The organism is Runella defluvii, from assembly GCF_014195535.1.
GTDB classification, from domain to species: Bacteria; Bacteroidota; Bacteroidia; order Cytophagales; family Spirosomataceae; genus Runella; species Runella defluvii.
The window spans coordinates 321,931-345,822 of the sequence record NZ_JACIBY010000003.1 but is presented as its reverse complement, the minus strand read 5'-3'; the positions used below and the strand labels follow the sequence as shown (position 1 = coordinate 345,822).

20 protein-coding genes are annotated in these 23,892 nt (G+C 46.2%); 3 read left to right on the top strand and 17 right to left on the bottom strand.

The annotated features are described in order from the left end of the window. Positions 1 to 28: 28 nt before the first annotated feature. Together FHS57_RS08975 and FHS57_RS08970 are read left to right on the top strand one after the other, a co-directional pair. Positions 29 to 1,213: a pyridoxal phosphate-dependent aminotransferase gene (locus FHS57_RS08975; protein ID WP_183972691.1), complete on the top strand. Its 1,185-nt coding sequence runs from the start codon at positions 29 to 31 to the stop codon at positions 1,211 to 1,213. 6 nt (positions 1,214 to 1,219) lie between these two features. Further along, positions 1,220 to 2,125: a Hint domain-containing protein gene (locus FHS57_RS08970; protein ID WP_183972689.1), complete on the top strand. Its 906-nt coding sequence runs from the start codon at positions 1,220 to 1,222 to the stop codon at positions 2,123 to 2,125. 86 nt (positions 2,126 to 2,211) lie between these two features. On the opposite strand, the gene FHS57_RS08965 is transcribed toward FHS57_RS08970, so the two are convergent. Together FHS57_RS08965 and FHS57_RS08960 are read right to left on the bottom strand one after the other, a co-directional pair. After that, positions 2,212 to 3,063 (bottom strand): ChbG/HpnK family deacetylase, encoded by an 852-nt coding sequence (locus FHS57_RS08965; protein WP_183972687.1) that lies wholly within the window; start codon positions 3,061 to 3,063, stop codon positions 2,212 to 2,214. 57 nt (positions 3,064 to 3,120) lie between these two features. After that, the gene (locus FHS57_RS08960) at positions 3,121 to 4,113 is read right to left on the bottom strand and encodes a cyanophycinase (RefSeq protein ID WP_183972685.1); all 993 of its coding nucleotides are present in this window, start codon (positions 4,111 to 4,113) and stop codon (positions 3,121 to 3,123) included. Positions 4,114 to 4,369: 256 nt separating this feature from the next. Between FHS57_RS08960 and FHS57_RS08955 the strand changes: the two genes are divergently transcribed. After that, the gene (locus tag FHS57_RS08955; RefSeq protein WP_183972684.1) at positions 4,370 to 5,347 is read left to right on the top strand and encodes a DNA/RNA non-specific endonuclease; all 978 of its coding nucleotides are present in this window, start codon (positions 4,370 to 4,372) and stop codon (positions 5,345 to 5,347) included. A gap of 5 nt (positions 5,348 to 5,352) precedes the next feature. On the opposite strand, the gene FHS57_RS08950 is transcribed toward FHS57_RS08955, so the two are convergent. From FHS57_RS08950 to trpB, 15 genes are all read right to left on the bottom strand, one after another. Next, entirely contained in the window at positions 5,353 to 5,775 is a 423-nt protein-coding gene (locus FHS57_RS08950; RefSeq protein WP_183972682.1) for a secondary thiamine-phosphate synthase enzyme YjbQ, read from the bottom strand. 122 nt (positions 5,776 to 5,897) lie between these two features. Further along, on the bottom strand, positions 5,898 to 6,797 hold the full coding sequence (locus FHS57_RS08945; protein ID WP_183972680.1) for a helix-turn-helix domain-containing protein: 900 nt from the start codon (positions 6,795 to 6,797) through the stop codon (positions 5,898 to 5,900). Positions 6,798 to 6,830: 33 nt separating this feature from the next. Beyond that, positions 6,831 to 7,844, bottom strand: coding sequence for an aldo/keto reductase (locus tag FHS57_RS08940; RefSeq protein ID WP_183972678.1), 1,014 nt, complete (start codon positions 7,842 to 7,844; stop codon positions 6,831 to 6,833). 116 nt (positions 7,845 to 7,960) lie between these two features. Beyond that, on the bottom strand, positions 7,961 to 9,856 hold the full coding sequence (locus FHS57_RS08935) for a CocE/NonD family hydrolase (RefSeq protein WP_229601291.1): 1,896 nt from the start codon (positions 9,854 to 9,856) through the stop codon (positions 7,961 to 7,963). Between the two features lie 41 nt (positions 9,857 to 9,897). Continuing rightward, positions 9,898 to 11,247 (bottom strand): tRNA uridine-5-carboxymethylaminomethyl(34) synthesis GTPase MnmE, encoded by a 1,350-nt coding sequence (gene mnmE / locus FHS57_RS08930; protein WP_183972674.1) that lies wholly within the window; start codon positions 11,245 to 11,247, stop codon positions 9,898 to 9,900. Then, complete coding sequence (locus FHS57_RS08925) at positions 11,247 to 11,447, bottom strand: DUF4177 domain-containing protein (protein WP_122930634.1); 201 nt, start codon at positions 11,445 to 11,447, stop codon at positions 11,247 to 11,249. Before FHS57_RS08925 ends, mnmE begins: the two co-directional genes overlap by 1 nt. 40 nt (positions 11,448 to 11,487) lie before the next feature. Next, positions 11,488 to 12,201, bottom strand: coding sequence for a DUF3575 domain-containing protein (locus tag FHS57_RS08920; protein WP_183972672.1), 714 nt, complete (start codon positions 12,199 to 12,201; stop codon positions 11,488 to 11,490). Between the two features lie 10 nt (positions 12,202 to 12,211). Then, the gene (locus FHS57_RS08915; RefSeq protein WP_183972670.1) at positions 12,212 to 12,973 is read right to left on the bottom strand and encodes an LVIVD repeat-containing protein; all 762 of its coding nucleotides are present in this window, start codon (positions 12,971 to 12,973) and stop codon (positions 12,212 to 12,214) included. A 9-nt stretch (positions 12,974 to 12,982) separates the two neighbouring features. After that, the gene (locus FHS57_RS08910; protein ID WP_183972669.1) at positions 12,983 to 13,528 is read right to left on the bottom strand and encodes an LVIVD repeat-containing protein; all 546 of its coding nucleotides are present in this window, start codon (positions 13,526 to 13,528) and stop codon (positions 12,983 to 12,985) included. 14 nt (positions 13,529 to 13,542) lie between these two features. After that, positions 13,543 to 14,724 (bottom strand): metallophosphoesterase family protein, encoded by a 1,182-nt coding sequence (locus tag FHS57_RS08905; protein WP_183972666.1) that lies wholly within the window; start codon positions 14,722 to 14,724, stop codon positions 13,543 to 13,545. 11 nt (positions 14,725 to 14,735) lie between these two features. Further along, complete coding sequence (locus tag FHS57_RS08900; protein WP_183972664.1) at positions 14,736 to 16,757, bottom strand: OmpA family protein; 2,022 nt, start codon at positions 16,755 to 16,757, stop codon at positions 14,736 to 14,738. 97 nt (positions 16,758 to 16,854) lie between these two features. Further along, entirely contained in the window at positions 16,855 to 18,120 is a 1,266-nt protein-coding gene (locus tag FHS57_RS08895; RefSeq protein WP_221225579.1) for a glycoside hydrolase family 140 protein, read from the bottom strand. Between the two features lie 167 nt (positions 18,121 to 18,287). Beyond that, on the bottom strand, positions 18,288 to 21,653 hold the full coding sequence (gene mfd, locus FHS57_RS08890) for a transcription-repair coupling factor (protein WP_183972660.1): 3,366 nt from the start codon (positions 21,651 to 21,653) through the stop codon (positions 18,288 to 18,290). A gap of 115 nt (positions 21,654 to 21,768) precedes the next feature. Further along, complete coding sequence (gene trpA / locus FHS57_RS08885; RefSeq protein ID WP_183972658.1) at positions 21,769 to 22,548, bottom strand: tryptophan synthase subunit alpha; 780 nt, start codon at positions 22,546 to 22,548, stop codon at positions 21,769 to 21,771. 3 nt (positions 22,549 to 22,551) lie between these two features. Beyond that, a complete protein-coding gene (gene trpB / locus FHS57_RS08880; RefSeq protein WP_183972656.1) occupies positions 22,552 to 23,745 on the bottom strand; it encodes a tryptophan synthase subunit beta in 1,194 nt (397 codons plus the stop codon). Positions 23,746 to 23,892 lie beyond the last annotated feature (147 nt).

Genomic DNA, 23,892 nt, shown 5'->3' with positions numbered 1-23,892 from the left:
AAACGAAAACCTTTTTACCGCTATCACTATGTCTTTTATTGTAAATCGTCGGGATTGGTTAAAGTCTGGGCTACTGGCCTCATCAGGACTTGCTTTGGGTTCAGCAACTACAGCTCAAGCGTCAACGGCTTATTCATCACTAGGAATTTTTGATGTATATGCTGAGCGCGAACGAGAAATTGTTCAAGAGGCTCTGTTGGCAGCAGCACCCCAAGTACGGGCACGTTTGTCGTCCAATGAAAACCCTTGGGGCCCTGCGCCAACGGCGATTAAGGCCATTGCCGACAACGCACCAAAAGCCTTTTTGTACGCTGGCCCCGTAACGGCCGAACTCAAAAAGACGATTGCAGGCATGCACGGCGTCACACCCGACCAAGTGATGCTGGGGGCAGGTTCTTCGGAATTGTTGATGGCAAGCCTTCTATTGGCCGCCACCAAAGGAAAAGTGATGATGGCCGAAACTTGCTACATCTCTGGACGCGATGCCCGCGAAGACGGCGCAACAATGAAAACGGAAAAAGTGCCTTTGACCAAGGACTATCAATACGATTTGGAAGCGATGGCAACGCGCGTAAACAGCGAAACTAGCATGATTTACGTGTGCAACCCCAACAACCCAACGGGTGTGATGTTGCCTTCGGCCAAGTTAAAGTCGTTTTGTGATTCGGTTTCTCCCAAAGCAACGGTTTTAGTGGACGAAGCCTACATCGACTACGCTCCCAATCCCGCCACGGATAGCATGGTAGAATGTATCCGTAAAGGACAAAATGTGCTCATCTTGCGTACGCTCTCTAAGCTCCACGGTTTTGCGGGCTTGCGAATTGGCTACGCCTTGGGGCAACCAGCTTTGTTGAAAGATTTGCGCAAATTCTGCTCGGGCGGCTTTACCGTTTCTACCACTTCGGCAGCGGCGGCAGTTGCGTCTTTCAAAGACAAAGCATTTCAGGACATGGTTTTAAAAAACACCATCGAATCTAAGAAATTCCTCTGCGACAGTCTTACTTCAATGGGATACAGTTATTTACCTTCATCAGCAAACTTCGTTTTATTTCCCATCAAAATGAAAGGGCCTATGCTCCTTCAAAAAATGATGGCTGAGGGCGTCAGTGTTAAAAGTTGGTTTTTTGACCAACAACACTGGTGCCGCGTAAGCATCGGAACCATGGACGAAATGAAAGCCTTTAAAGATGCTTTTGCAAAATCGGTCAGCTAAAAAGTCATGAGATTTATTCCCTTTGTTTTAGTCGCTGTCAGTTGGGCAACGTTTGCTCAGGAAAGGCAGCCAGGAATGACGTTGGCCGAATTTGACAAAGCAAAAGCCGTAGAGATTCGTAGTGGCTCCCCAAAACAACATTTTCGGAGCCACGGCCTCTCCTATCGTCAGTACGAAACCCCGCTGTCGTTTCAGTTTAACGATGGTGTGGAACACAAGGTATCGTTTTATGATATTTCGGAACGTACTGGCCAAAGCGCACTTGGACAACTGGTCGTGTATTCGTCGCAAAACCGCCTCGTAACGCTCGTTTTACCCAATGAAACTTCGTCCAAAGCTGTTAAGGATAATTTCGTAGCTGACTTAAAAGCCAAAAGCCTTACCAACGACGGACTGGGCATTTGCGTCGCGTTTGCATTAAGCCAAGCTCAACCGCACTCAAAGATTGTTTTAGCACATCCTCAGGAATTTTGCTTTCCTGCCGAAACTTTTGTCAACCTCGTGGATGGTACCGAAAAGAAAATTTCGGGCATCAAAGCTGGTGATGAAATTACGGGCATACGAGCTAATCGAGTTGAGAGAGTGGTTGTCAATGAAGGCGTTTTTTCGCTTACGCGCCTGCTTGTTCGTCCCAACGGGCAAGCGTGGGTAAGTACGCGCAACGAAAGTGGTTTACTTTCGTTGGAGGTGACGCCCTACCATCCTGTTTTGACACTTTTGGGTAAAAAACGCGTGGAAGACCTCCGCGCAGGCGATTGGCTTTTTGTGCGGGACGCCGTTACGGGCAGGTACCTTACTGCCGAATTGACCAACATTGCCTCAGCTTTCCGAACCGTTGACAAGGTGTATCATTTACAAACTGAAGGCGGCACGTATGAAGCCGAAAACATTGTCGTATTGAATAAGCACTAGCATTCCGAACCCTTCTATATACAAGAACTGTCTTAAAAAGAAAGGGCGCTCTCCAGCGCCCCCTTTTTAGACAGTTTCTTTTTTTATTACTTCCCCTGCATAGCTTCTTTGATGCTTACTAGCTTGATACCGCGCTCCGCAATGATTTTTTTTACTTCGGCACTCGTAAAAGCGCGCGTCACCCCTTCGCGGTCATAAGCTACATTTTCGTAGCCCACGTGTCCTACACCTTTCATGTCTCCCGAATCGTAACCTGGGTGTTCGACCAAAAAGTGCGTTCCTGCGGGAAGATTTTTGAGGATTTCGACCAAATCTTTTTCCTTTTGTTCGGGCGATTTATCGGCTCCACCAAACCCACGAACGTACTGAACGTCTTTGGGCATTTGAATGGGTAAGTTATATTCTTTCGACAAGCGCTCTACCATCGTTTTTACCTCGGCAGTAGCGTTGGTGCAACCCATGTGCGCCGATAAGTGACTTGCCCACGGCAAGTGCTTTTTGACGAGTTCAATTTGTGCCCGAAACTCGCGCTCTACTTCGGCGACGTTGATGGTTTTTTGAAGCAGATACGGGCTGTCTTTTAATTTTTTGTTTTCCCAAACAAACTGTGGAAAATACCCGTCGGCGTCCGTCAACGAAGGAGCTGACGTTAAGGGACGCCATTTTAGGTTTTCCCACTCGCTCGTGAGGCATAAATGCACGCCGACGTCGTAATTGGGCTGGGTTTTAAGCATTTTCACGGCTTCCATAAACCACGGTGCGGTGGCGAGGATTTCTACCGAACGGCTGATTCCATAGGTATAGACTTTCATGCAGGCGGCGTTGGCCGTGTGACAAAAACCAATATCGTCCGAGCGAATAATCAGACGGATTTCGTTGGAGGTTTGGGCCAATAGGCTTTGGGCTAGGAATAAAAATGCTATTAGTATCTTTTTCATGGGTTTATTTTTTTCTCGCAGATGGGCGCAGATTAAATCCACGCAGATGCACGCTGATTATTCGGTAATGACGCCATCATTGGCAAACCAGTACGTCCACGTTTGGCCTTTGGGGAGTTTCCAAGTGTTTAGGTCAAAGCGCCCGTCTCCGTTGAGGGTCGCGGGGATTTTATACACTTTTACGGCTTTTCCGCCACGGTTCCACGTCAGTTTTTGTCCTGATTCGCAGCGCTCTGGTTTCTTTTTGTTGACCATAATAAAATAAGCTGCTTGACTCCCAAAGACACGGGCGATGCCTTTTTCATCAATGCATACCGAAGTTTTTTCATCGACCCCAATTCCTTTGGCTTTCATATCCCAATCTTGTTTCATTCTAGCCAAAAAAGCCAAGTGTCGTCCGTGCCGACTGCGGTTGCTGTAGTGGGTGTCGGTAATGGTATTTTTTAAGATGGGTATATCAATAAAACCACCGTTTAAAAGGGTCATTTTGGGATGAAAAGGATTTGTTAGGGCTTCTTCTGAATTGATACCGTCGTTGAGGGCAGCAAAACCAACTTCCCCCAAAATAGCACAACCCGCACTCGTTCCTCCGATAGGTGCTTTTTTGACGTGAATCAAATAATTGATGGCTTCTTCAACGGGGGTATCTTGCCAAAACTTCACATAATTCCCTTGGTCACCACCCGCAATAAAAAGAAGTTCGGCTTGCCTAATTCGCTGTCCAACAGCAGGATTCATGGCCAATTCTCGATTATTGATAAGCAAGGTTTCTACCGAATTAACCCCTCCTAAACCATAGATAAAATCATTGTAGCCCGTAGCGCCACTGGCCCGAATAATGACCACATCGCCGCCTTTAGCACGTTCAATCATCCACTGCAAGGCTTCTTTGACGTCGGTACTCCCGCCACCTAACACAAAGCCCGTTTGGGTCGGAACGGTTACATCGGCGGTGTCGCCCACTATCCCAATAGAAGCGGGCGTCATTCCCTTCGTTTGGGCAAATAGGGGGGTAATTTTTAAAAACAGAAGTAAAAAAATCAAGCGCATTGGGATAGTAAGTTTAGATGAAGTGTACAAATAAAAGAGTTATTCATTCGTTTTTTGTGTGCCGTGAAAAAAATAACACCTTTGGAGCCAAATGTGAGAAACAGCCTGTTAATCGTCAACCGTTACTCGTCAATTGTAAAACACAGATTATCAACCCACTAAGTATTTTTTAGAATATGCTAGGACAAGACACTCAGTTAACGATTAACAGATAACTATTAACTTTGCCTCTGTACTTATTGTAAAATTTATTTGTATGAATCTTTTCCGTTCGTTGGCTGTCCTAGCGCTGGTAGCTGTTGTCGTCTCAAGTTGTGCTCCAGGTTACACGCCTGCAACTACTAATCAAAGCCCACATTTAGCCCTTGGAAATCCAAGTAATGCTCAAACCAATCCTTCGTCGTACGACAATTATTTATTGAACAAACCCCAATTTGCGCTTTCGTACAACCGTTCCAAAGGCCATGCCAACTGGGTAGCGTGGGAGTTGTCGCCAAAATGGTTGGGAACGATTGACCGCCAAAATGATTTTCGTCCCGACGAAGCTTTGCCACAAGATTGGCCTAAAATAAAACCTAGCGACTATTCAAGTTCAGGATTTGACCGTGGGCATTTGTGCCCGTCGGCCGACCGAACCAATTCGATACCTAGCAATTCAAGCACTTTTTTGATGACCAACATGATTCCGCAAGCGCCCGACCTCAACCGAGAAGCGTGGGAGCACTTGGAACAATTTAGTCGGGAATTGGTCGAGAAAGGCTACAAACTGTACATAACGGCAGGTGCCTATGGCACAGGTGGCGAAGGAAGCAAAGGCACCGCTACCAAACTCGACGACGTGGTCAATGTCCCCGCGCGGGTGTATAAAATCATTGTGGTATTGCCTGGAAATGCCTCGGTGAATGAAATCAACAGCACTACGCCCGTGATTGCCGTCGATTTCCCGAACAAAAACAGTACGGTCAAGAACACAAGTTGGATTCGCTATATCACAACCGTGAGCGAATTGGAGCGAAAAACGGGCATGGATTTTTTCAGCAACCTCCCCTCTTCTACCCAATCAGCCCTCCAAAACGCGCGATTTGACTACCGCAGCACGTCCATTAATGTTGACACCAAATGCAGCGTTTATAACGGGAATGCCCTGTACATTGGCAAAAGTGGGGGCTGTTATTACCTCACGGCCAGTGGCAAAAAAACGTACGTTGACCGCGACTTATGCGACTGTAAGTAAACAATTTACTCTCCCCACGCTGTTATCATAACTGTGCGAGCACCTCCATCGTTGCGGTGTTCGCACAAATAAATTCCCTGCCAAGTTCCTAACGCTAAACGCCCATTTCTTACGGGCATGAGCACCGAAGCGCCTAACATTGAGGCTTTTAAATGCGCAGGCATATCGTCAGAACCTTCGTAATCGTGGCGATAATCGGGGTCGTTTTCTGGGACGGCCTTGTTAAAAAACATTTCAAAATCTTGACGAACCGTAGGGTCTGCGTTTTCATTGATGGTCAACGATGCTGACGTGTGTTGGATAAATACTTGGCACATGCCAACGGAGATTTCGCGCAGTTGGGGAAAAGCCTGCAAGACTTCGGAAGTTACGAGGTGAAAGCCTCGTTTGCGAGGTTTTAATTGGAGTTGTTGTTGAAAGAATTTCACTTGATTTTTAGCATCTTACTATCGAAAAGTCATGGCTAAAGCTTACGTATTATTGTTCCTGCTTGCATTCCCCAGCCTAAAGGCATGGGGTTAGAAGAGTCACACCTTATGCATCCCTCCCTCTACGCCCGAAACGCCGTAGGCGTCATTCCTGCGTGTTTTTTGAAGAAATGGTTAAAGTGGGCAGGTTCTTCAAACCCCAGTGAGTAACTGATTTCTGACACGTTCCGATGCGTATGGCGCAACATCGCTTTGGCCTCTCCCATCAGTCGTTCGGCGATGTGCTCGGTGGTTGTTTTTCCCGTACTTAGTTTAATCGCCCGATTGAGGTGGTTGACGTGGACATTCAACTTTTCGGCGAAGTCTTTCGCAGAGCGCAATTGAAATTTTTGGGTAGTAGGTTCAACGGGAAACTGCCGTTCGAGCAATTCCATAAAAACGGTAGTAATGCGCGCATTGGCATCAATGTTCCGATACAGTTTTTCGGAGGGTTGGATTTTAAGCGCATTATGAATGATTTCCATAATGTAGTTCCGAATGAGGTCGTTTTTGAAACGATAATCGGACTGAATTTCTTCCAACATTTTTTCAAAAATCACCCCAAAACTGCGAAATTGAGCCTCATCTAGCCTATAAGCAGGCTTTCCTCCAGGGGCATACATGGGCAATTCTCGCAAACTATTTCGGAGGTGGTCGCTAAAATATTCTCCTCTAAAAATGCAGAAAAAACCCGTACGCTCCTCCCCCAAGTGCTCCATGGTGTAGGGAACTTCGGGGTTAAAAAACAACAATGTCGCTCCGTTCACCTCCAAGCTTTTATCGGCATAGTGATAGACAAAATGCCCTTTTATCAGCGAAATTTTGTAAAACTCCCGACGCGCATACTTTAGCGGCGCTTTTTTAGTTGGCGCGTGGTCTTCTACCCGAAATACGTTAAAATGCCCAGGATCGTTGGGGTCTATTTCAGGAAGCGTCGCATATTTTTGCCGATAAAATTCTTCTAAGGTTTCGACGATTGACATTGTTGTTTTCTTTAATTACTCAAATACAAGGACTTATCGGCGGTCAGCGCCTTGGCGTTCAATCATCCACGCGGGGTATTCGGCGGGCAATTTGCTGATTAAATCCAAACGTGCCAATTCTTCGGCGGTTAGACTCACCTCGGTCGATTTGATGTTATCGGCCAACTGCTCTGGTTTTTTTGCGCCAATGATTACCGTCGAAACCGCAGGCTGATGCAGCAACCAAGCTAGCGCAATTTGAGCTACGGTTACTCCTTTTTCGGTAGCTATTTCGCGCATCACTTCGATGATGTCATAGGCTTTGTCTTTGTTGATAGGTGGGAAGTCGAAATTAGCGCGTCGAGCATCTTCGGGTGTTTCGTGGCGACCGTATTTCCCGCTTAATAAACCACCCGCCAACGGACTCCAAACCATCAAGCCCACTTTTTGATCCTGGAGCATCGGAACAATTTCGCGTTCCAAATCACGGCCTGCAATCGTATAATACGCTTGCAACGAAATGAATTTCGACCAGTGGTTACGCTCCGAAATTCCCAGGGCTTTCATGATGTGCCAAGCTGCTAAATTGCTGCAACCAATGTACCGAACTTTGCCACTTTGAACCAACGAATCTAACGCCGACAGGGTTTCTTCCAAGGGCGTAACGGGGTCAAACCCATGAATTTGGTACAAGTCGATGTAGTCTATTTGGAGGCGTTTGAGGCTTTCGTCGGCTTGTTGCAAAATGTGTTTGCGGGTCAAACCCGTTTGGTTTGGCCCCGCGCCCATGCGCCCTCGTACTTTGGTCGCAATTACCAATTCATCGCGATTCAAGCCCAATTCACGAATAGCCTTCCCCGTCATTTCTTCGCTAAGGCCCTCGCTGTAAACGTTGGCCGTATCAATAAAATTAATCCCCGCCTCTACCGAGGCTTTCACCAAGGCATTTACTTCGTCTTGTGGCAACGTACCAATAGCAGTCCACATTCCTTTGCCTCCAAAGGTCATGGTACCTAAACACAATTCCGATACTTTCAGTCCTGTGTTTCCTAACAAGTTGTACTTCATAGCTCGTTTGTTTTTAACTTTTGATTGATATTTAACAATGCAAAAGTAAAAGTTGGAGCCAAACCAAGGGTTGTTTGAATCAAACGGATGCTTGTAAAATTCAAACAATTGTCTTTTTATTCTACTACCCGAACACCGACATACGAGGAGGCATTTCCCGAACAAAATATTTTGTGAGTTGCCTTTTGAAAATCGCTCGCGTCGGCTTTATATATATTCAAAAACTTCTGCGGATTGCGGTCAACCAACGGAAACCAGCTACTTTGAACCTGAACCATGATTTTATGGCCTTTTTTGAAACGGTGCGCCGCATCTTGCATATCGAACTTTACGTGTTCAATTTTGCCAGGTTTCATCGGTTCTGGAGTGGTAAAGCTATTTCTAAACTTAGCACGCATCACCTCACCACGCACCAACAATTGAAAACCACCCATCGCTTTTCGGGGATTCTCGGGGCTGTCGTTGGGTGCGTCGCCAGGATAAACGTCGATTAATTTTACAATAAAATCGGCATCCGTTCCCGTCGTTGACACAAAAAGGTCAGCAAAAACATTTCCCGAAATGGTCACATCATCGGTTAACACGTCTGACTCATACACCAATACATCGGGGCGTTGTGAGGCAAAACGCTGGTCCTCGTACATAAAATCACTTCCTCTTATGACACGAATCTCAGACGTATAAGGGACAGGACGTGCAGGGTCGCTGGTGTATTCGTTGAACGCAGGTTCTTTTCCCTTTTGGACACTTTCTGGGGTTGGGTTAAATGAAAGTTTACCGTCGGGGTGGAAATACAATTTCTTTTCTACCGAATTTTTGGGCGGCCACTGGTCGTAGGTACGCCATTGGTTAGCACCCGTTTCAAAGATGTACGCCTCGGGCAATTTAGGATCAGGCGCGTCTTTCAGATGGTGATTGAAGAAAGGCAATTCAATGTTTTTTTGGTAAAACTCACTCGTCGCCGAGCCGAAGCGAATGTGTCCTAACGACTCGCCTTTTCCACGCGCCCAGCCTCCGTGAATCCACGGCCCCATCACCAAACGATTCGACGACGAGGGGCTATTTTTTTCGATACCTTCGTAGGCTTTCAATGGCCCGTACAAATCCTCTTGGTCAAACCAGCCCCCAACAACCATCACGGCAGGTTTTACATTTTTGAAATGCGGAACAGGCGTACGTGACTGCCAAAACTCGTTGTAGGTTTCGTTTTCCATCAACTGATTCCAAATGCGGTTTTCGCCTTTAAAAATCCGCTCATTGACGTTTTTGAGAGGACCCAATTTCATGTAAAACTCATAGCCATCGGGCGTACCATAGGCCGAAAACCCTGGACGTGCTTTGGCCGCAGGTACGGGACGCGGCGCGCCAAAACCTGAGATAAAGGCAAACGTTCCCATCAAAAAGAAAGCGCCGTTGTGGTGGCGGTCATCCCCCATAAACCAGTCGGTCACAGGGGCTTGAGGCGAGGCCGCTTTGAGGGCAGGATGGGACTCAATGGTCGTCATGGTAGAATAATAACCAGGCGACGAGATTCCCCACGTGCCCACTTTTCCGTTGTTGCCTTCGATATTTTTCACCAACCATTCAATCGCATCGTAGGCATCGGAGCTTTCATCGTTGTCGGTCGCGTTTTTCTTATTTGGAATAAACGGACGGTACGCCTCAAAACTGCCTTCCGACATGTATTTTCCGCGGACATCTTGGTAAACAAAAATATAACCATCGCGCGCAAATAGCATCGACGGCCCCAAGGAAGTTTTGTAGAGTGTATCTCCATAGGGAGCAACGCTGTAAGGAGTCCGATTGAGCATAATCGGGTACTTTTTCCCGCTTGCTATGTCCTTGGGGACATAAATCGACGTAAAAAGTTTGACACCGTCACGCATCGGAACCATGCGTTCCATTTTGGTATAGTGCTGACGAATATAGACAGAATCTTCGTTGATTTTAGGGGTTTGCGCCATCGAAAGCTGCACCAAACCAACCAGTAAGAGGGTAAACAAAAACTTCATTTGGGTCATGGATTATAGTGAAGTGTAAAATAGAAAAATTGTTACTTTCCAATACAGAACTTACTGAAAATATTAGCTAATAAATCATCGGTAGCGATTTGCCCCGTGATTTCTCCTAAGTGGTGCAATGCCAAACGAATATCTTGCGCCAAAAAGTCTCCCGTAATTCCTATCGCAAGGCCATTCAGAACGTCCGATAGGGCTTGTTGCGTTTTTACCAAGTGTTCATAATGACGCAAGTTGGTCACCACAGTATCGTCGGCGGCTTTGGCAGCCACTGCCACTGCGACCAATGCTTTTTTAAGGTCTTCGATACCTGTACCTGTTTTGGCGGAAATGGGGATTTCAACCTCACCCCCTGCCCCTCCGTTGGGTGAGGTCAAATCCGCTTTATTCCTTACCCACAACACCTTTTTCCCCTCCTCTAGCCCTTCCGCCAACTGCTCCACATCGGCGTAGGTTTCTGGACTATCAAACAACAGCACCACCACGTCGGCTTGGTTCATGGCTTTTTTGGAACGCTCAATCCCAATTGACTCCACCACGTCAACCGTCTCACGAATACCTGCCGTATCAATGATTCGGAATTTGATGCCATCTAGGTAAAGGAGATCTTCGATAACGTCGCGGGTGGTTCCTGCAATCGACGTCACAATGGCTTTTTCTTCGTTCAAAAGCGCATTGAGCAACGTCGATTTGCCCACGTTGGGTGCCCCAATGATGGCCACGGGTATTCCCTCTTTGAGGGCATTTCCAAAATCGAAGGAATCAATGAGCGGCGCGATGGTCGTTTGAAGGTTATTTATCAACGCCCGTAAATCGTCCCGATTGGCAAATTCAACGTCTTCCTCGCCAAAATCCAATTCCAACTCTACCATGCTGGCAAAATGAATCAGGTCTTCGCGCAGAAATGCCAATTTTTTTGAAAATCCACCCCGAAGTTGGTTCAAGGCCGTGCGATGACTAGCGGCCGAATCGGCGGCAATCAAATCGGCCACTGCTTCGGCCTGTACTAAGTCAAACTGACCATTGAGAAAGGCGCGTTGCGTAAACTCCCCTGGACGCGCCAACCGTGCGCCATTTTGAACGAGGAGCTTCAAAATTTGGCGAATGATGTAGTCTGAGCCGTGGCAAGAAATTTCGACCGTATCTTCTTTGGTAAACGAAGTTGGTGTTTTAAAAACAGCGATTAAAACTTCATCAATGATGTCGTTGCCCGAACGAATGGTTCCAAAATGAACCGTATGGGAATCGACTTTCGTCAGGTCTTTGCCCCGAAAAAGTTTATTGACGACCGCAAATGTCCCTTCTCCTGACACTCGAATCACCCCAATGGCTCCTACCCCTGACGGGGTCGCCAAGGCACAAATAGGTTCTTGCTGAAAAACCATTAGAAAGTTTTTGCCCGTTTAAAAATGAAAACAATTTTAGAAGTCATCCCTTCGTAGGCGTTCATATCCAATGAGTTCACCAACTCCCATCCTTCACTTGCCATGCTATTGAGCTTATCTTCAATATCTTGTGGGTCAAGTTTGGTTCCCCAGAAACCCCCAGGTTTAACCTCAATTACCTTGTATTCGTAGGTTTGCATTTTTATCCTATTTTGTCTGTTAGCAGTATCTCTTTTTTTGCTAACGCAAAGGTAATGCTTTCGGGTTTCGTTGTCCTAGAAGAAATCCTAAACTAAATCCGCCCGTAATAGACGGAATGGTTTCGTACCTGCCTGGCTGAAGGGTACGCAAATTAAAAATATTTACATTTCGCCACCAGTTGTTTATGCTTCCCTCCTCGGCATCGTTAGTGACCAAGAGATTTCGAAATCCGCCCCCAAGGTACAAATCAATCACCAATCGCCTTGGCACAACCACCTGATAACCAGCTTTTACATGGCTAGCCGAAACCCGACGACGGGTTTTCAAAAATCCTTCTTCAAAATAAGCACATCCTCCTGTGGTGAGGTTGCAGCCTCTGCCCAATGCCCGATATTCTTTAATAAAAACCTCTTTTCGGTAATATTCAACGGCTAAATACCAACTCCCTCGTTGTGAATAAGGATCAGAAAAATAATAACGGCCCTGGGTTCGGAATCGGAAATTATTTTTGCTGGCAAACTCTTTCCCATCTTCCCAAGGACTCAAAGCCGCATTACCCCAACCAGCCTCTTGATAGATGCTCCAACGCGTTGCAATCGGTATCTCTGCCCCAAGCGTCAGCGTATTATCGGGGTCTATGAGGGTTGTGGGGACTGTTTTTAAGATTACTTTGGGACGAAGTGTATCTTGCGCCCAAAGCATTTTGCCCATTAAACTGAACAAAAAGAGCCAATACCATCTGTATTTTTTCATTCCGCAAGTGTTAAGGTTCAATGGCTAATTTGCTCAACACCTCCAGCTTCCCGCCCTCTTGCAGACCGTATTGAATCAAGCCGCCGTCGCCCGTCACTAGTAAACTTTTGCTCGTAGGGATCACATCGTAGGCTTTAATGTCTCCTATGACGTGTTTCAATTTAGGCTGTTTGGGGTCGGCTAGGTCAAAAATTTTCATCCCCCGATCTCCTTCGCAAACAAACAGTTGGTCGCCACTTACGCCCAACCCGTAGGGTGATTCCATCGTTTGGGAATTGATTAACCTTGGGCTTTTCAAATCAGTCACGTCAACCACGTCCAACGTACTAGCGGTTGCCATTCGTCGGCAGCCCGAGCCTCCACGGAGCGTAACGTAAGCATAGTTTCCTTGAACAACGACTGGGTCGCAGCTTTGAACGTGAAAATAGCTCGACAACAACACAGGAGAGTCAGGCTGCTGGTTATCAAAAATGTACATCCCAGCATTGGCACCGATGAAAAGGGCATTCTTGTAGGGAAAAATCGTTTCCAAACCTACCGTCAAAGGGATAGTTTTTGCCGACACAGGATTGGTTGGGTTAGCGATAGAATAAACCTGAAGCTTATCAGGCAAGACGCAATAAAGCACATCACCCACAATGGCAAATCGGGCCATCGAACCGCCCGTACCCGTTTGGCTATTAGGATTTACGTCAGCACTTTTGTCGGTTGCACAGCCAAGAGCAAATGCAAAACAGAGCGCACAAAGGGTAGCTAAGTTAAAATTTTTCATAACGATTGCTTAACGAAAACATTTAGGACGATTCATTTTCACTTTTTCCCAACCCACCACAACACCTTTCGATGCCTCAACGCACTCAAAATAAATCTGATTGTAAGGAGGGTACGAAGGCGACGGAAACGCATTGGTGATTCGTTTTTCTACCTTCACTTGCGTAGGATCTGCAATGTTGAGCACCACAAAATCGGGGCCATTGTCGGCATACAAAAAGTTGCCTTTCACCGCCATGTCAACATTCCCCAAAATCTTGATGAACGACATTTTTTTGGGGTTTCGTGGGTCAGCGTTGTCTATCAAATGAATCCCTTTGCCCTGTTCATTGATAAATAAATAATTGCCTCTAACGTAGATTTTGCCAGGTTTTTTCAGCGGCTGCGGCGCTTCGGTTGTCACTTGGTTCACCTCATTTTCAGAAGCATAAATCGGGCGATAGCCTTCCCCGCTGAACGCAGGTGCTCCCGCAGGTGGTTCGTTGACATCCACGCCAGATTGGCACCCCACTACCAGCCCTATGCCGATGAAAACGAGGTAGCTTAATTTTTTCATACGTTTTACAGTTTTTAAGTGATTGGCAAAAACTCTAGTTTACCTTCCTCAACCCGAACTAACTCCCTGTAAACCAGCGCATCGTTAATATCACGATACTCAATGGAAAGATGTTGTTGGTCGAAAGTTAGCCAGGCAAATCCGTTGAAACCAACATCAATGCGCCGTAATGTAGTACGTTTTCGCTGATCATAAAAGGCAATCGCCTCTTTGTTATTTTTCGGTAAATCAATTTCCGCAGGCATTCCTCCGTGGCCAATGCACCGACCATTAATAGTTAAGTTGGTGAGTTGTTTAGGATGATATACGACCATTCGGTGTTCGTGTCCCCATATCCATATAACAGGACGCACGGCATCGCCTAAAAGTTGGGAGAGCTGCTTGGCAGGCTCAGGAAACGACTTACGAAACGAAGAAAAAGGGGGATGATGACTCAAGAACACGATACCACGCTGATCGGCGGGGTTTCCTAATTGTACCTGTTCGCGCAGCCACGAGACTTGTTCTTTTCGTAAATGACAATCGGGGGGAGAGAGCACTTCTAGAAACGGACGTTCGACCGAGGTATAGCCCGTATCCAGTCCAATAACGCGCCAGTGATCATTTTCCAAACAAAAAAAACCTGCTTTTTGAATCCGCACCGAATCCCCTTCTCGAACCCCCATCGTGGGGAGTAAATACTTGAAAAAAGCGTCCCCATTGGAATACATTTCGTGGTTTCCCGACAAGGCCAAACTGCCCCATTTCCCGCGCGGCCACGATGCCTTGGGGCTGGTAAAATTGGCGGCTACTTCGCTGGGCGTTCCGACAAAATAAATATCTCCCAAGTGAATTGAATAATCGGGGGAATGCGATGCCACAACTGCTCCCACTGCGTCGGATTCGGGGGTATCGGAAGCCCAATCTGAAAGCAACGCAAGTTGAGTTACGCCATTTTTTCCTTCCATTTGGAAAATCCCGTTATCGTCTCCTTGGGGATAGCTTTGGTAGGGATGGCGTTTCCCAAAACGGCTTTTGAGGTAATGATAAGCAAACCCAAAGACGTTGAACCACAAAAACTCCGTCAAAGTACGGGTAGTATCGGAAGAAATGGAGGGTTGTTGGGCCTGCGACTGCTGGGTTCGGAAGTGGTTTTCGGCTTCGGTATGGCCAATGGCGACATACTCTTTTAATTCACGTTTGGGTGGCTGAGACATGCAGGGCAAATTCAGACCTTGAGAATCGTAAATTCTACTCGGCGGTTTCTCTTACGGGTTTCTTCTATTTCGTTACTGGCAACGGGCTTGGTAGAGCCCCAACCTTTAATTTGAATGCGCGGTTCGGCAATTCCTTTCCCCATTAAGTACTTCTTTACCTCTTTCACTCGATTATCCGACAGTTCCATGTTGAGGTTAAAATCGCCTTGGTTGTCGGTATGACCTTCCACCAAAATTTCCATGTTGGTATATTTATTCATCATTTCGGCGATTCGGTCTAAATCGGGCAGTGACTGGGGTACAAGCTCAAATTTACTTTGCTCAAACACCACCGTATTGAGCGTAATCTTCTTTCCTTCTTTGATGGGAACCAATAAAATATTCCGTTTGATGTCGCGGTAGCGTTTGTCTTTGGAAAGATCAACGATTTCGTCCAACGGAAAAAAACCATCTTTCACCGCGCTCAGTCGATATGATTCTTGCACAGGAAGCAAAATTTTATACTCTCCCGTTTCGGGGTCGTACTCAACTTTCGACACGTTCGAGTTGTCCTTCATCAAGTTGGTCACCACTTCCGTTGTCACGGGTTTTTTTGTATCAGCATCCAACACACTCCCCGAAATCATGGCTACGGGTTCGGGGCGAATAGCAGAATATACCTTGAAACGAAAAATATCTTCGCCCCCCATGGAATTTTGCATCGAGCTGACGTAGGCATAATCACCCGACGCAGGAATACTCAAAAAGCCGTCCCATTGAGGTGTATTGATGGCTGGGCCCAAGTTTTCGGGTTGCGACCATTTCGTCCAGCTTTCGTCTAATCGGCGCGTGATAAAAATGTCACCTCCGCCGTAGCCCGCGTGGCCGTAGGACGTAAAGTAGAGGGTTTTGTTGTCGGTAGCAATAAAAGGCGCACTTTCTACGTCGGCAGTGTTAATGACGCTTCCCATGTTGAGGGGCTTGCTCCACGTGCCGTCGCTCTTTAAAAATGACACGTACAAATCACGGTCGCCGTTGGTATCTTGCCGCTTGACCGACATAACCAATACATTTCCTTTGGGGGAAAGCGCAAACTCGGTGTTATTTCGTTTATCAAGGTTGTAAATATCTTCAATTTTACACTCCACAGGCGCATTCCATCCTGATTTAGAACGAGTTGACTTTGACAAACCAAACGTCATCGTTCCATCGGGGCGATAAACGTTCATCAGGTACAACGTCTTTCCATCGGGCGAAATACTCACGATGGCATTGTTGTCGGCATTGTTAATTGGACTTCCCATATTCTGGGCTTCCCCCCACAGTTCGCCTTGGCGGGTGGAGAACCAAACATCCTGATTTTCGGCACCACCAATATTTTTCTCAAATTTCCCTCTAGTAAAAAATATCGTTTTCCCATCGGGCGAAATCACAGGCGCTACTTCTTGCGCCTTAGAATTGACCCCCACGCCCAAATTTTCCTTGATAATTTCTTTGGGAGCATCTTTATACACATTGATTTTAAGCTCAAAAGGTTTAGAAGAGGTGTTTAGGCCGATGGCGTCAATCTGATTGTACCCTTTTACCCGAATCGGATTCAAAACTACTTTAATGGAACTAACCACAAACGTAGTATCGGGCATGTTGAGCGATAACACGCGGCCTACATCCGACAAAACGGGCATCCCATTGTCGAGCACCGACACCTCTTTTCCAGCCGCATCGTAAGCAAAAACTTTGGTGATGCAACCTTGGTTAAAATTTTCAACAATGACGATTTGGCGCGCTTTTTGTGGTGAATCAAAACCGACCTTAATCCATTCTTCAACGTTAGAATCGGCATTGTAAGGCGACCAAGCACAGGCGGTTTCGCCAAAAGGAGGTATCGAATTGGGATACCCCAACACTTGCACAGCTCTGTATTCTTTGCCCGTTGACTCTTTGATATATTCAGAAGAAAAACCCTGTAACTTACTGGCCCACTGCACCTCTTGTGCGCGGCAAAGACCCACAAAACCCAAAAAACAGTACAACCAACACGTTATCTTGGTCATTACAGCGATGAAGTAAGTTCTATTTTATGTGTTTATTATTCGGTAAAAATAAGCAAAAATCGTTCCAAAAACACCTTCTGGTACAGATTTGGCAGATTTACTTTCGGCCTACATTGCCTAGCAACAGCAACCAATCTTCATCCAAGGTAGGTGGCGTAAGTTCCCTGATTCCCTGCGGTTTAAAATAGCCACCAATGAACCGTTTGTTGGTCTGGGGATTAATCCATAAAGCGCGAATATTTGTACCATTTATTTTACCAACATTCACTTTTAATGTCCTACTTGTGGGTATATAAATGGCTGCCATGCGGTTGTTGGGCAACACCGACACAATCCCGTAATCATCATTTCCGTACGTACCTCGCCCTTCTACCAAAACCTCATCGGTGGTATCGGGTCGAAACAAGTACCACGGCAATCCGCTAAAAATTTTGAAATACAGCTCCATATCCTGTGCGCCTCGAAGTTGGATTTTTTGCCGCCAATCGTCCCCAAAATCAGCGACTGAACTTCCGTAACAATGCCCACTTCCACCACTTAATAGCGACCAATACGCCTGCCGACGAATCACTTGGGCATTTCCATCTTTTTCATCCTCATACTGTGATTCACCTAAAATAAATACCTTTCGGGGATTTTTGTTATGTTCGCTCAATGAGGCTTCATAGACCTGGGGCATTTCCATGGTCCAAGTACCCGTCTTTCCTCGAAAATACGTGTATATCATACTAAAATCCAGCCAAGCTTCCTTTCCTGCCACATCCGTGCTGGAATGCGAGCTTGCCGCGTGGTAGGTCATCAGGTGATGCGGCGCTTCGGCTTTGATGCCCTCGGCCATCGCCCGCTGCACGATTTCCTCTTGTTGGGGATCACGGTCGCCGCCCATTACCCAGAGTATATTTGAAAATTTATTAAATCGTCTTCCCAAATAAGCACCATACGTGCGGCATTTGTCGGTGCCATTCTTTCGCTGCACCTCATCCCAATTCGTTTTACAACACCCTAGCCAAGCGGGTGCAAGCGCCACCACAATTTGCAAATGAGACGCATAACGAACTACCTCTTCCACGTATTGGAAATACTTTTCGTTAGGATTGGAAAAGTCGCCTTTTGACGCAAACGGAAACTGACCATACGCGTTTGCATCGTCGGGTTCGGTTGGAAGCAACTGGACAAAAACCGTATTGAATTGCTGTGCATTACGAGCCGACAAATACACTTTTGCCTCTTCTAGTTTAAGTTTAGCAAGAAGATTCCAGCCCGCATCTGCATTTAGCAAAAAGGGGCGGTTGTGTTTGTCGGTAAGATAACGGCCATTTTTACTGACTTTCAACGGAAAAATGCCTTGGCTAACTACGGTCACTGGCGCCTTCTTTTTTCGAGAAGACGATCTTCGTTTTTTCTTTTGGGCAAAGAGCGTAGTTGTCGCAAGAAGCAACAGTAAAATCACACGTAACGTTTGGGGCATAACAAAAGAGTCAAGAAGGTTAGGAAAGGGGCAAAACTAATAAAAAACGAAGAACTACCCACCTACTTCACCGTCAGTTCTTCCAAGACCTTGCGTAGCTCAGGCAAGCTCCTAACGTCGGAGCAAGTAAGAAGCAATTTGTTTTTAAGGTCTTTGAGCGCAAAACGCTTGGGATTGCGTTGGATATGACTGAGGATATGCCCAAATTTTGGAGACTGGAAAAACGAATCGTTGCCAGTTGAAATAATGTAGCCTTTGAGCGTATTATTTTTGAGGGTCAACTTATCCATAAAAAGCGCTTCGGCCATCCACCTGATTCTCACCATCTCAATCAACCACGTTACTTCCTCAGGTAAAGGACCGAAGCGGTCTGCAACCTCATCACCAAAAGCGCTCAATTCTTCTTCACTCTTGAGGTTGTCCAGACGAGTATATAACGACAAACGTTCCGAAATATTTTTTACGTAATAATCTGGAATCAAAATCGACAAGTCGGTTTCAATCTGGCAATCGACCTGAATGGCCTGTACCGCCTCGCCCAAATCAAACAAATCCTTGAACGTCGTTTGTTTTAATTCTTGCACGGCTTCGTCCAAAATCTTGTGGTACATTTCGTACCCAAGGTCATTGACAAAACCACTCTGCTCGGCGCCCAATAAATTTCCTGCCCCCCGAATATCAAGGTCACGCATTGACACTTTGAAGCCATCGCCTAGCTCCGAAAACTCTTCCAACGTTTGAAGTCGTTTGCGGGCATCGGTGGTCAAGTGGGAAATGGGCGGCGTCAACAAATAACAAAATGCTTTTCGGTTGGAACGTCCTACCCTACCCCGCATTTGGTGAAGGTCTGACATCCCAAAATAATGGGCTGAATTGATGATGATGGTATTGGCATTTGGTATATCAATCCCTGACTCAATGATGTTGGTACTTACCAAAATATCGTATTCGCCCTCGATGAAGCGCATCATCACCTTTTCCAGTTTATCGCCTTCCATTTGGCCGTGCGCAACCCCAATACGGGCCTCTGGAACCAAGCGCAAAATCAAGTTGGCAATAGACTCAATGTCGTTGACACGATTATGGACAAAGAAAACCTGCCCACCGCGGTTAAGCTCATAACTTACCGCATCACGAATAAATATTTCACTAAAGACCTGCACCTCAGTCGTTACTGGCTGGCGGTTTGGTGGAGGCGTCGCAATCACCGATAAGTCACGGGCGCCCATGAGAGAAAAGTGGAGCGTTCGCGGAATCGGGGTTGCCGTCAGGGTCAGCACGTCGATATTAACGCGCATTTCTTTTAATCGGTCTTTGACCTTTACCCCAAACTTTTGTTCTTCATCAATAATCAACAAGCCCAAATCTTTGAACTTGATGTCTTTATTGACAATTCGGTGTGTACCTATCAAAATATCCACCCTTCCCGCTTCTACCTCTTTCAAAATCTCCTTGATTTGTTTTTCAGATTTGAAGCGGTTGATGTACTCAACCCGCGCAGGGAAATCGGCCAAACGCTCGCTGAACGTTTTGTAATGTTGCATGGCCAAAATCGTCGTCGGCACCAACACAGCCACTTGTTTGCTATCGGTTACGGCCTTAAACGCCGCCCGAACGGCCACTTCTGTTTTCCCAAAACCGACGTCACCACAGACCAAACGATCCATCGGATGCGGTTTCTCCATGTCCTCTTTCACATCCGCCGTTGACTTGGCTTGGTCAGGCGTATCTTCGTACAAAAACGACGATTCGAGTTCGGCTTGTAGGTAGGTATCTTTGGTAAAAGCAAAACCTTGGGCATTTCGGCGTTTGGCATAAAGTCCAATCAACTCCTGCGCAATGTCCTTGAGTTGTCGTTTTACTTTTGATTTTTTGTTTTCCCACTCTGGCGAGCCCAATTTACTCATGGTCACTACGCCGCCTTCTTTGCCTGTGTATTTCGCGATTTTGTGCAAACTGTGGATGCTGACAAACAAAATGTCATTGTCGCGGTAAATCAGGCGAATCGCTTCCTGGTCTCGCCCCCCTACATCTACCTTTTCCAAGCCCGCAAAACGCCCAATTCCATAATCCACGTGGGTCACAAAATCGCCCGTTTTCAACGACTTCAACTCCTTCAATGTCAAGGCTTTTGACTTACTAAATTTCTCCTTGACGTGGTATTTGTGGAAGCGTGAAAATATTTGGTGGTCGGTATAACAAATCACCTTGAGCTGGTCGTCGATGTACCCCTCTCGAAGCGAAATATTCATGGGGCGAAACTTGACATACGGGTCAAGCTCATTCACTATTTTCTCCAAACGTTCCAATTGTTTGGCCGATTCCGCCACAATCACGTTGGTATAACCTTGGTGCTGGCGTTCGGACAAATCATCAATCAATCGTTTGAAATCTTTGTTAAAAGAAGGCTGCGGTTTTGCCCCCCATGTTTCTCGAAAAGAAGCATTGTTTGTATCGCTTTTTGGGCTAAATGGGCCATAAAAACGCCTTCCAAACTCAATCGTTTTGAAGGTTTTTATTTGGTTCAAAAACCCACGACGCGTTTCAAAAATCTCGTTCGGGTCAGATACCAATTGAATATCGCCACTTTTAACACCAGTCAGGGCATTTTCGGCCTTTTCAAAACATTCTTCAATCACCTCAAGGGTCAACTCTACGTCTTTAAACCACAAAAGGGCATTGGTTGGAAGAAAACTCAAAAACGACTCACGGGTTTCGAGCGTCAATTTGTTTTGAATATCAGGAATAATGTTGACGTGCTTAACCGCCTCTACCGACAACTGCGAATCGGGATTAAACGAACGAATACTTTCTACTTCATCCCCGAACAATTCGATGCGATAGGGGTATTCACTGGCATAAGAAAACACGTCAATAATCCCCCCTCGCACCGAAAACTGACCCGCTTCAAACACAAAATCAGTTATTTCGAAGTCGTATCCCAACAAAAATTCACGCAAAAACTGCGCATCTAACCGCTCGCCTACTCTTACGGTGAAGGTATTGGTAAGCAACGACCGTTTGTTGATTACTTTTTCAAAAAGTGCCTCTGGGTAAGTCACCACCAAAAAATTATCAGGTACGGCCACGTTGAGTTTATTCAAAATCTCAGCGCGCATGAGTACGTTGGCATTCTCAATTTCCTCGTAGTGGTAGGGGCGTTTGTACGACGTTGGGTAATACAAAACTTCTTTGCCAAGTAAATTTTGCAAGTCGTTTTGTAGGTAAGCGGCCTCTTCGCGGTCGCTGGCTACGAACAAGCCCAATCGAGGCAAGCTTTGATGTACCGCCGCCCCAATGACAGCATCCAAGCTCCCAGCAAGCCCCTTGAGCTGGACGTGCTGCTGGGCGCTTGAAATCTGATTTACAATGACTTGAACGAGGCTGTCGTTGGCGTATAACTGAAGAAAATCGTGGGTTGAAAGCATTATCTTAATTCTAAAAAGCCACAAACGTAGGTTGTTTTTTCAACCAATTTTGGCATTATTTATACAACAAAGTTAGGAAGAAATTGATTTAATTTACCTCACAAACCGATGCACTTCAATTAAGTCTTAGCTCTTTCACAAAATCTTCAACCGCCTTTGAAGCGTCAGTTTGTTGTAGTTTTCGGATAAACGCCGAGCCAACAATCGCTCCTTGGCCGTAACGATGCGCAAATTCTACCTCTTCACGGGTTGATATATTAAACCCTATTGCCTTGGGATTTCGCAATGGAAGTGCCTGAATACGTTCCAAATACGCCTTACTATCTGACAACGTTTTGTTGGCAGCACCCGTTGTTGAACTCGACGACATGACGTACAAAAAGCCACTTCCTTCGGCGTCAATTTCCAGCAAACGCGCCTCACTTGTACGAGGTGTAACCATAAAAATGGGGGCAAGGTGGTATTTTTGGTACAATGTCTTAAAATTCTTCTGGTACTCCGACAAAGTCAAGTCTGGAATCAAAACCCCATCAATGCCAACTTGGTGACAACGTTCGCAAAAACGTTCTACCCCAAACTGAACAATTGGATTGAGGGCGCCCATCAACACCAGTGGATACGAAATTTCGGAACGAACCGAATCAAGTTGTTCCATTAAAACCTCCAGCGTCATTCCATTTTCAAGGGCAACTTGGTGGCTATGCTGAATCGTGGGGCCGTCCATCAAAGAATCTGAAAACGGGAGTCCAACTTCCACAAAATCAATATTTGCTTTTTGAAGTTCTTTCAACAGCACTGCCGTGTCGGGCAATTTCGGGAACCCTGCCGTTATGTAAAGACTTAACAAAGAAGGCTTTGACTGAAATGTAGTTACAAGTCTATTGCTGGTTTTCATGAATTATAAAGTGTTTTGGGTAGAACGATAATTGATGTAAGTCTCTAGGTCTTTGTCACCCCTGCCTGATAAGCAAACCACCACCACTTGAGCAGGTGCCAACGAAAGTTGTCGCAAGGCCGCTATGGCATGAGCCGATTCTAGTGCGGGTATGATGCCTTCTATTTTTGAAAGTAACAGGGCCGCATCTAGGGCATCCTTATCGGTTACTGCCACAAACTGTGCACGTTTTTGGTGGTGTAAATACGCCAATTGTGGCCCAATGCCAGGATAGTCCAATCCAGCCGAAACCGAATGCGCCTCCTTTACTTGTCCGTCGGGCGTTTGCATAAAAAGAGTCTGTGTACCGTGCAAAATTCCTTGTTTTCCCAAGAACGTAGCCGCCGCCGAATAATCCGTTTCGATGCCTTTTCCTGCTGCTTCGGCCGCAATGAGCTGCACCGAAGGTTCGTCTAAAAAATGGTAAAAACTACCGATGGCATTGCTCCCACCTCCCACGCAGGCAACGACATAATCGGGCAGTTGCTGCCCCGTAATGGCGGGAACTTGCTCACGCAATTCTTTGCTTATAACGGACTGCAAACTGGCGACCATGTCGGGATAAGGATGGGGGCCAAACACCGAGCCAATAACGTAAAAAGTATCTTCTGGTTCATTTATCCAAGCTCTAAATGCCTCATTGACGGCATCTTTCAGGGTTTTACTTCCCGACGTGGCTGGAATCACCGTGGCTCCTAACAAGCGCATTCGTTCTACGTTTGGGTATTGGCGTTGCATATCAACTTCCCCCATATAAACACAACATTCCAAGTTCAACAACGCACACACCGTCGCCGTCGCGACTCCGTGTGAACCCGCCCCTGTTTCGGCAATGATTTTCCTTTTGCCCAGTTGTTTTGCCAATAGCACTTGTCCAAGTGTATTGTTCAATTTGTGTGAGCCCGTATGACAGACATCTTCTCGTTTCAGAAATATTCTTGCACCGATTTCTTCCGATAACCGACGGGCTTCATACAAAGGCGTGGGCCTTGCAACAAACTGAGAAAGCAGCGTTTCGTATTCTTTTTGAAAACGTTCTGAGCGTAATATATGCTGGTAATGCTGTTGAAGTTCTTCGATATTGGGGTACAGAACTTCGGGTACGTAGGCACCTCCGTAAGGGCCATAAAATCCGTGTTGGTTTACTTGATATGACATTTTTGTAAAAATTGGTTTGGCAGAAGAGAAAAAACGAATGGGGAGGGCCGAAAACAAAAAAAGCCACCTGTAAACAGGTGGCTTCATGTATTTTTATACAATACCCTCTTAAAGGACACGCCATGACTGTTCACACTTTCTCCGTTG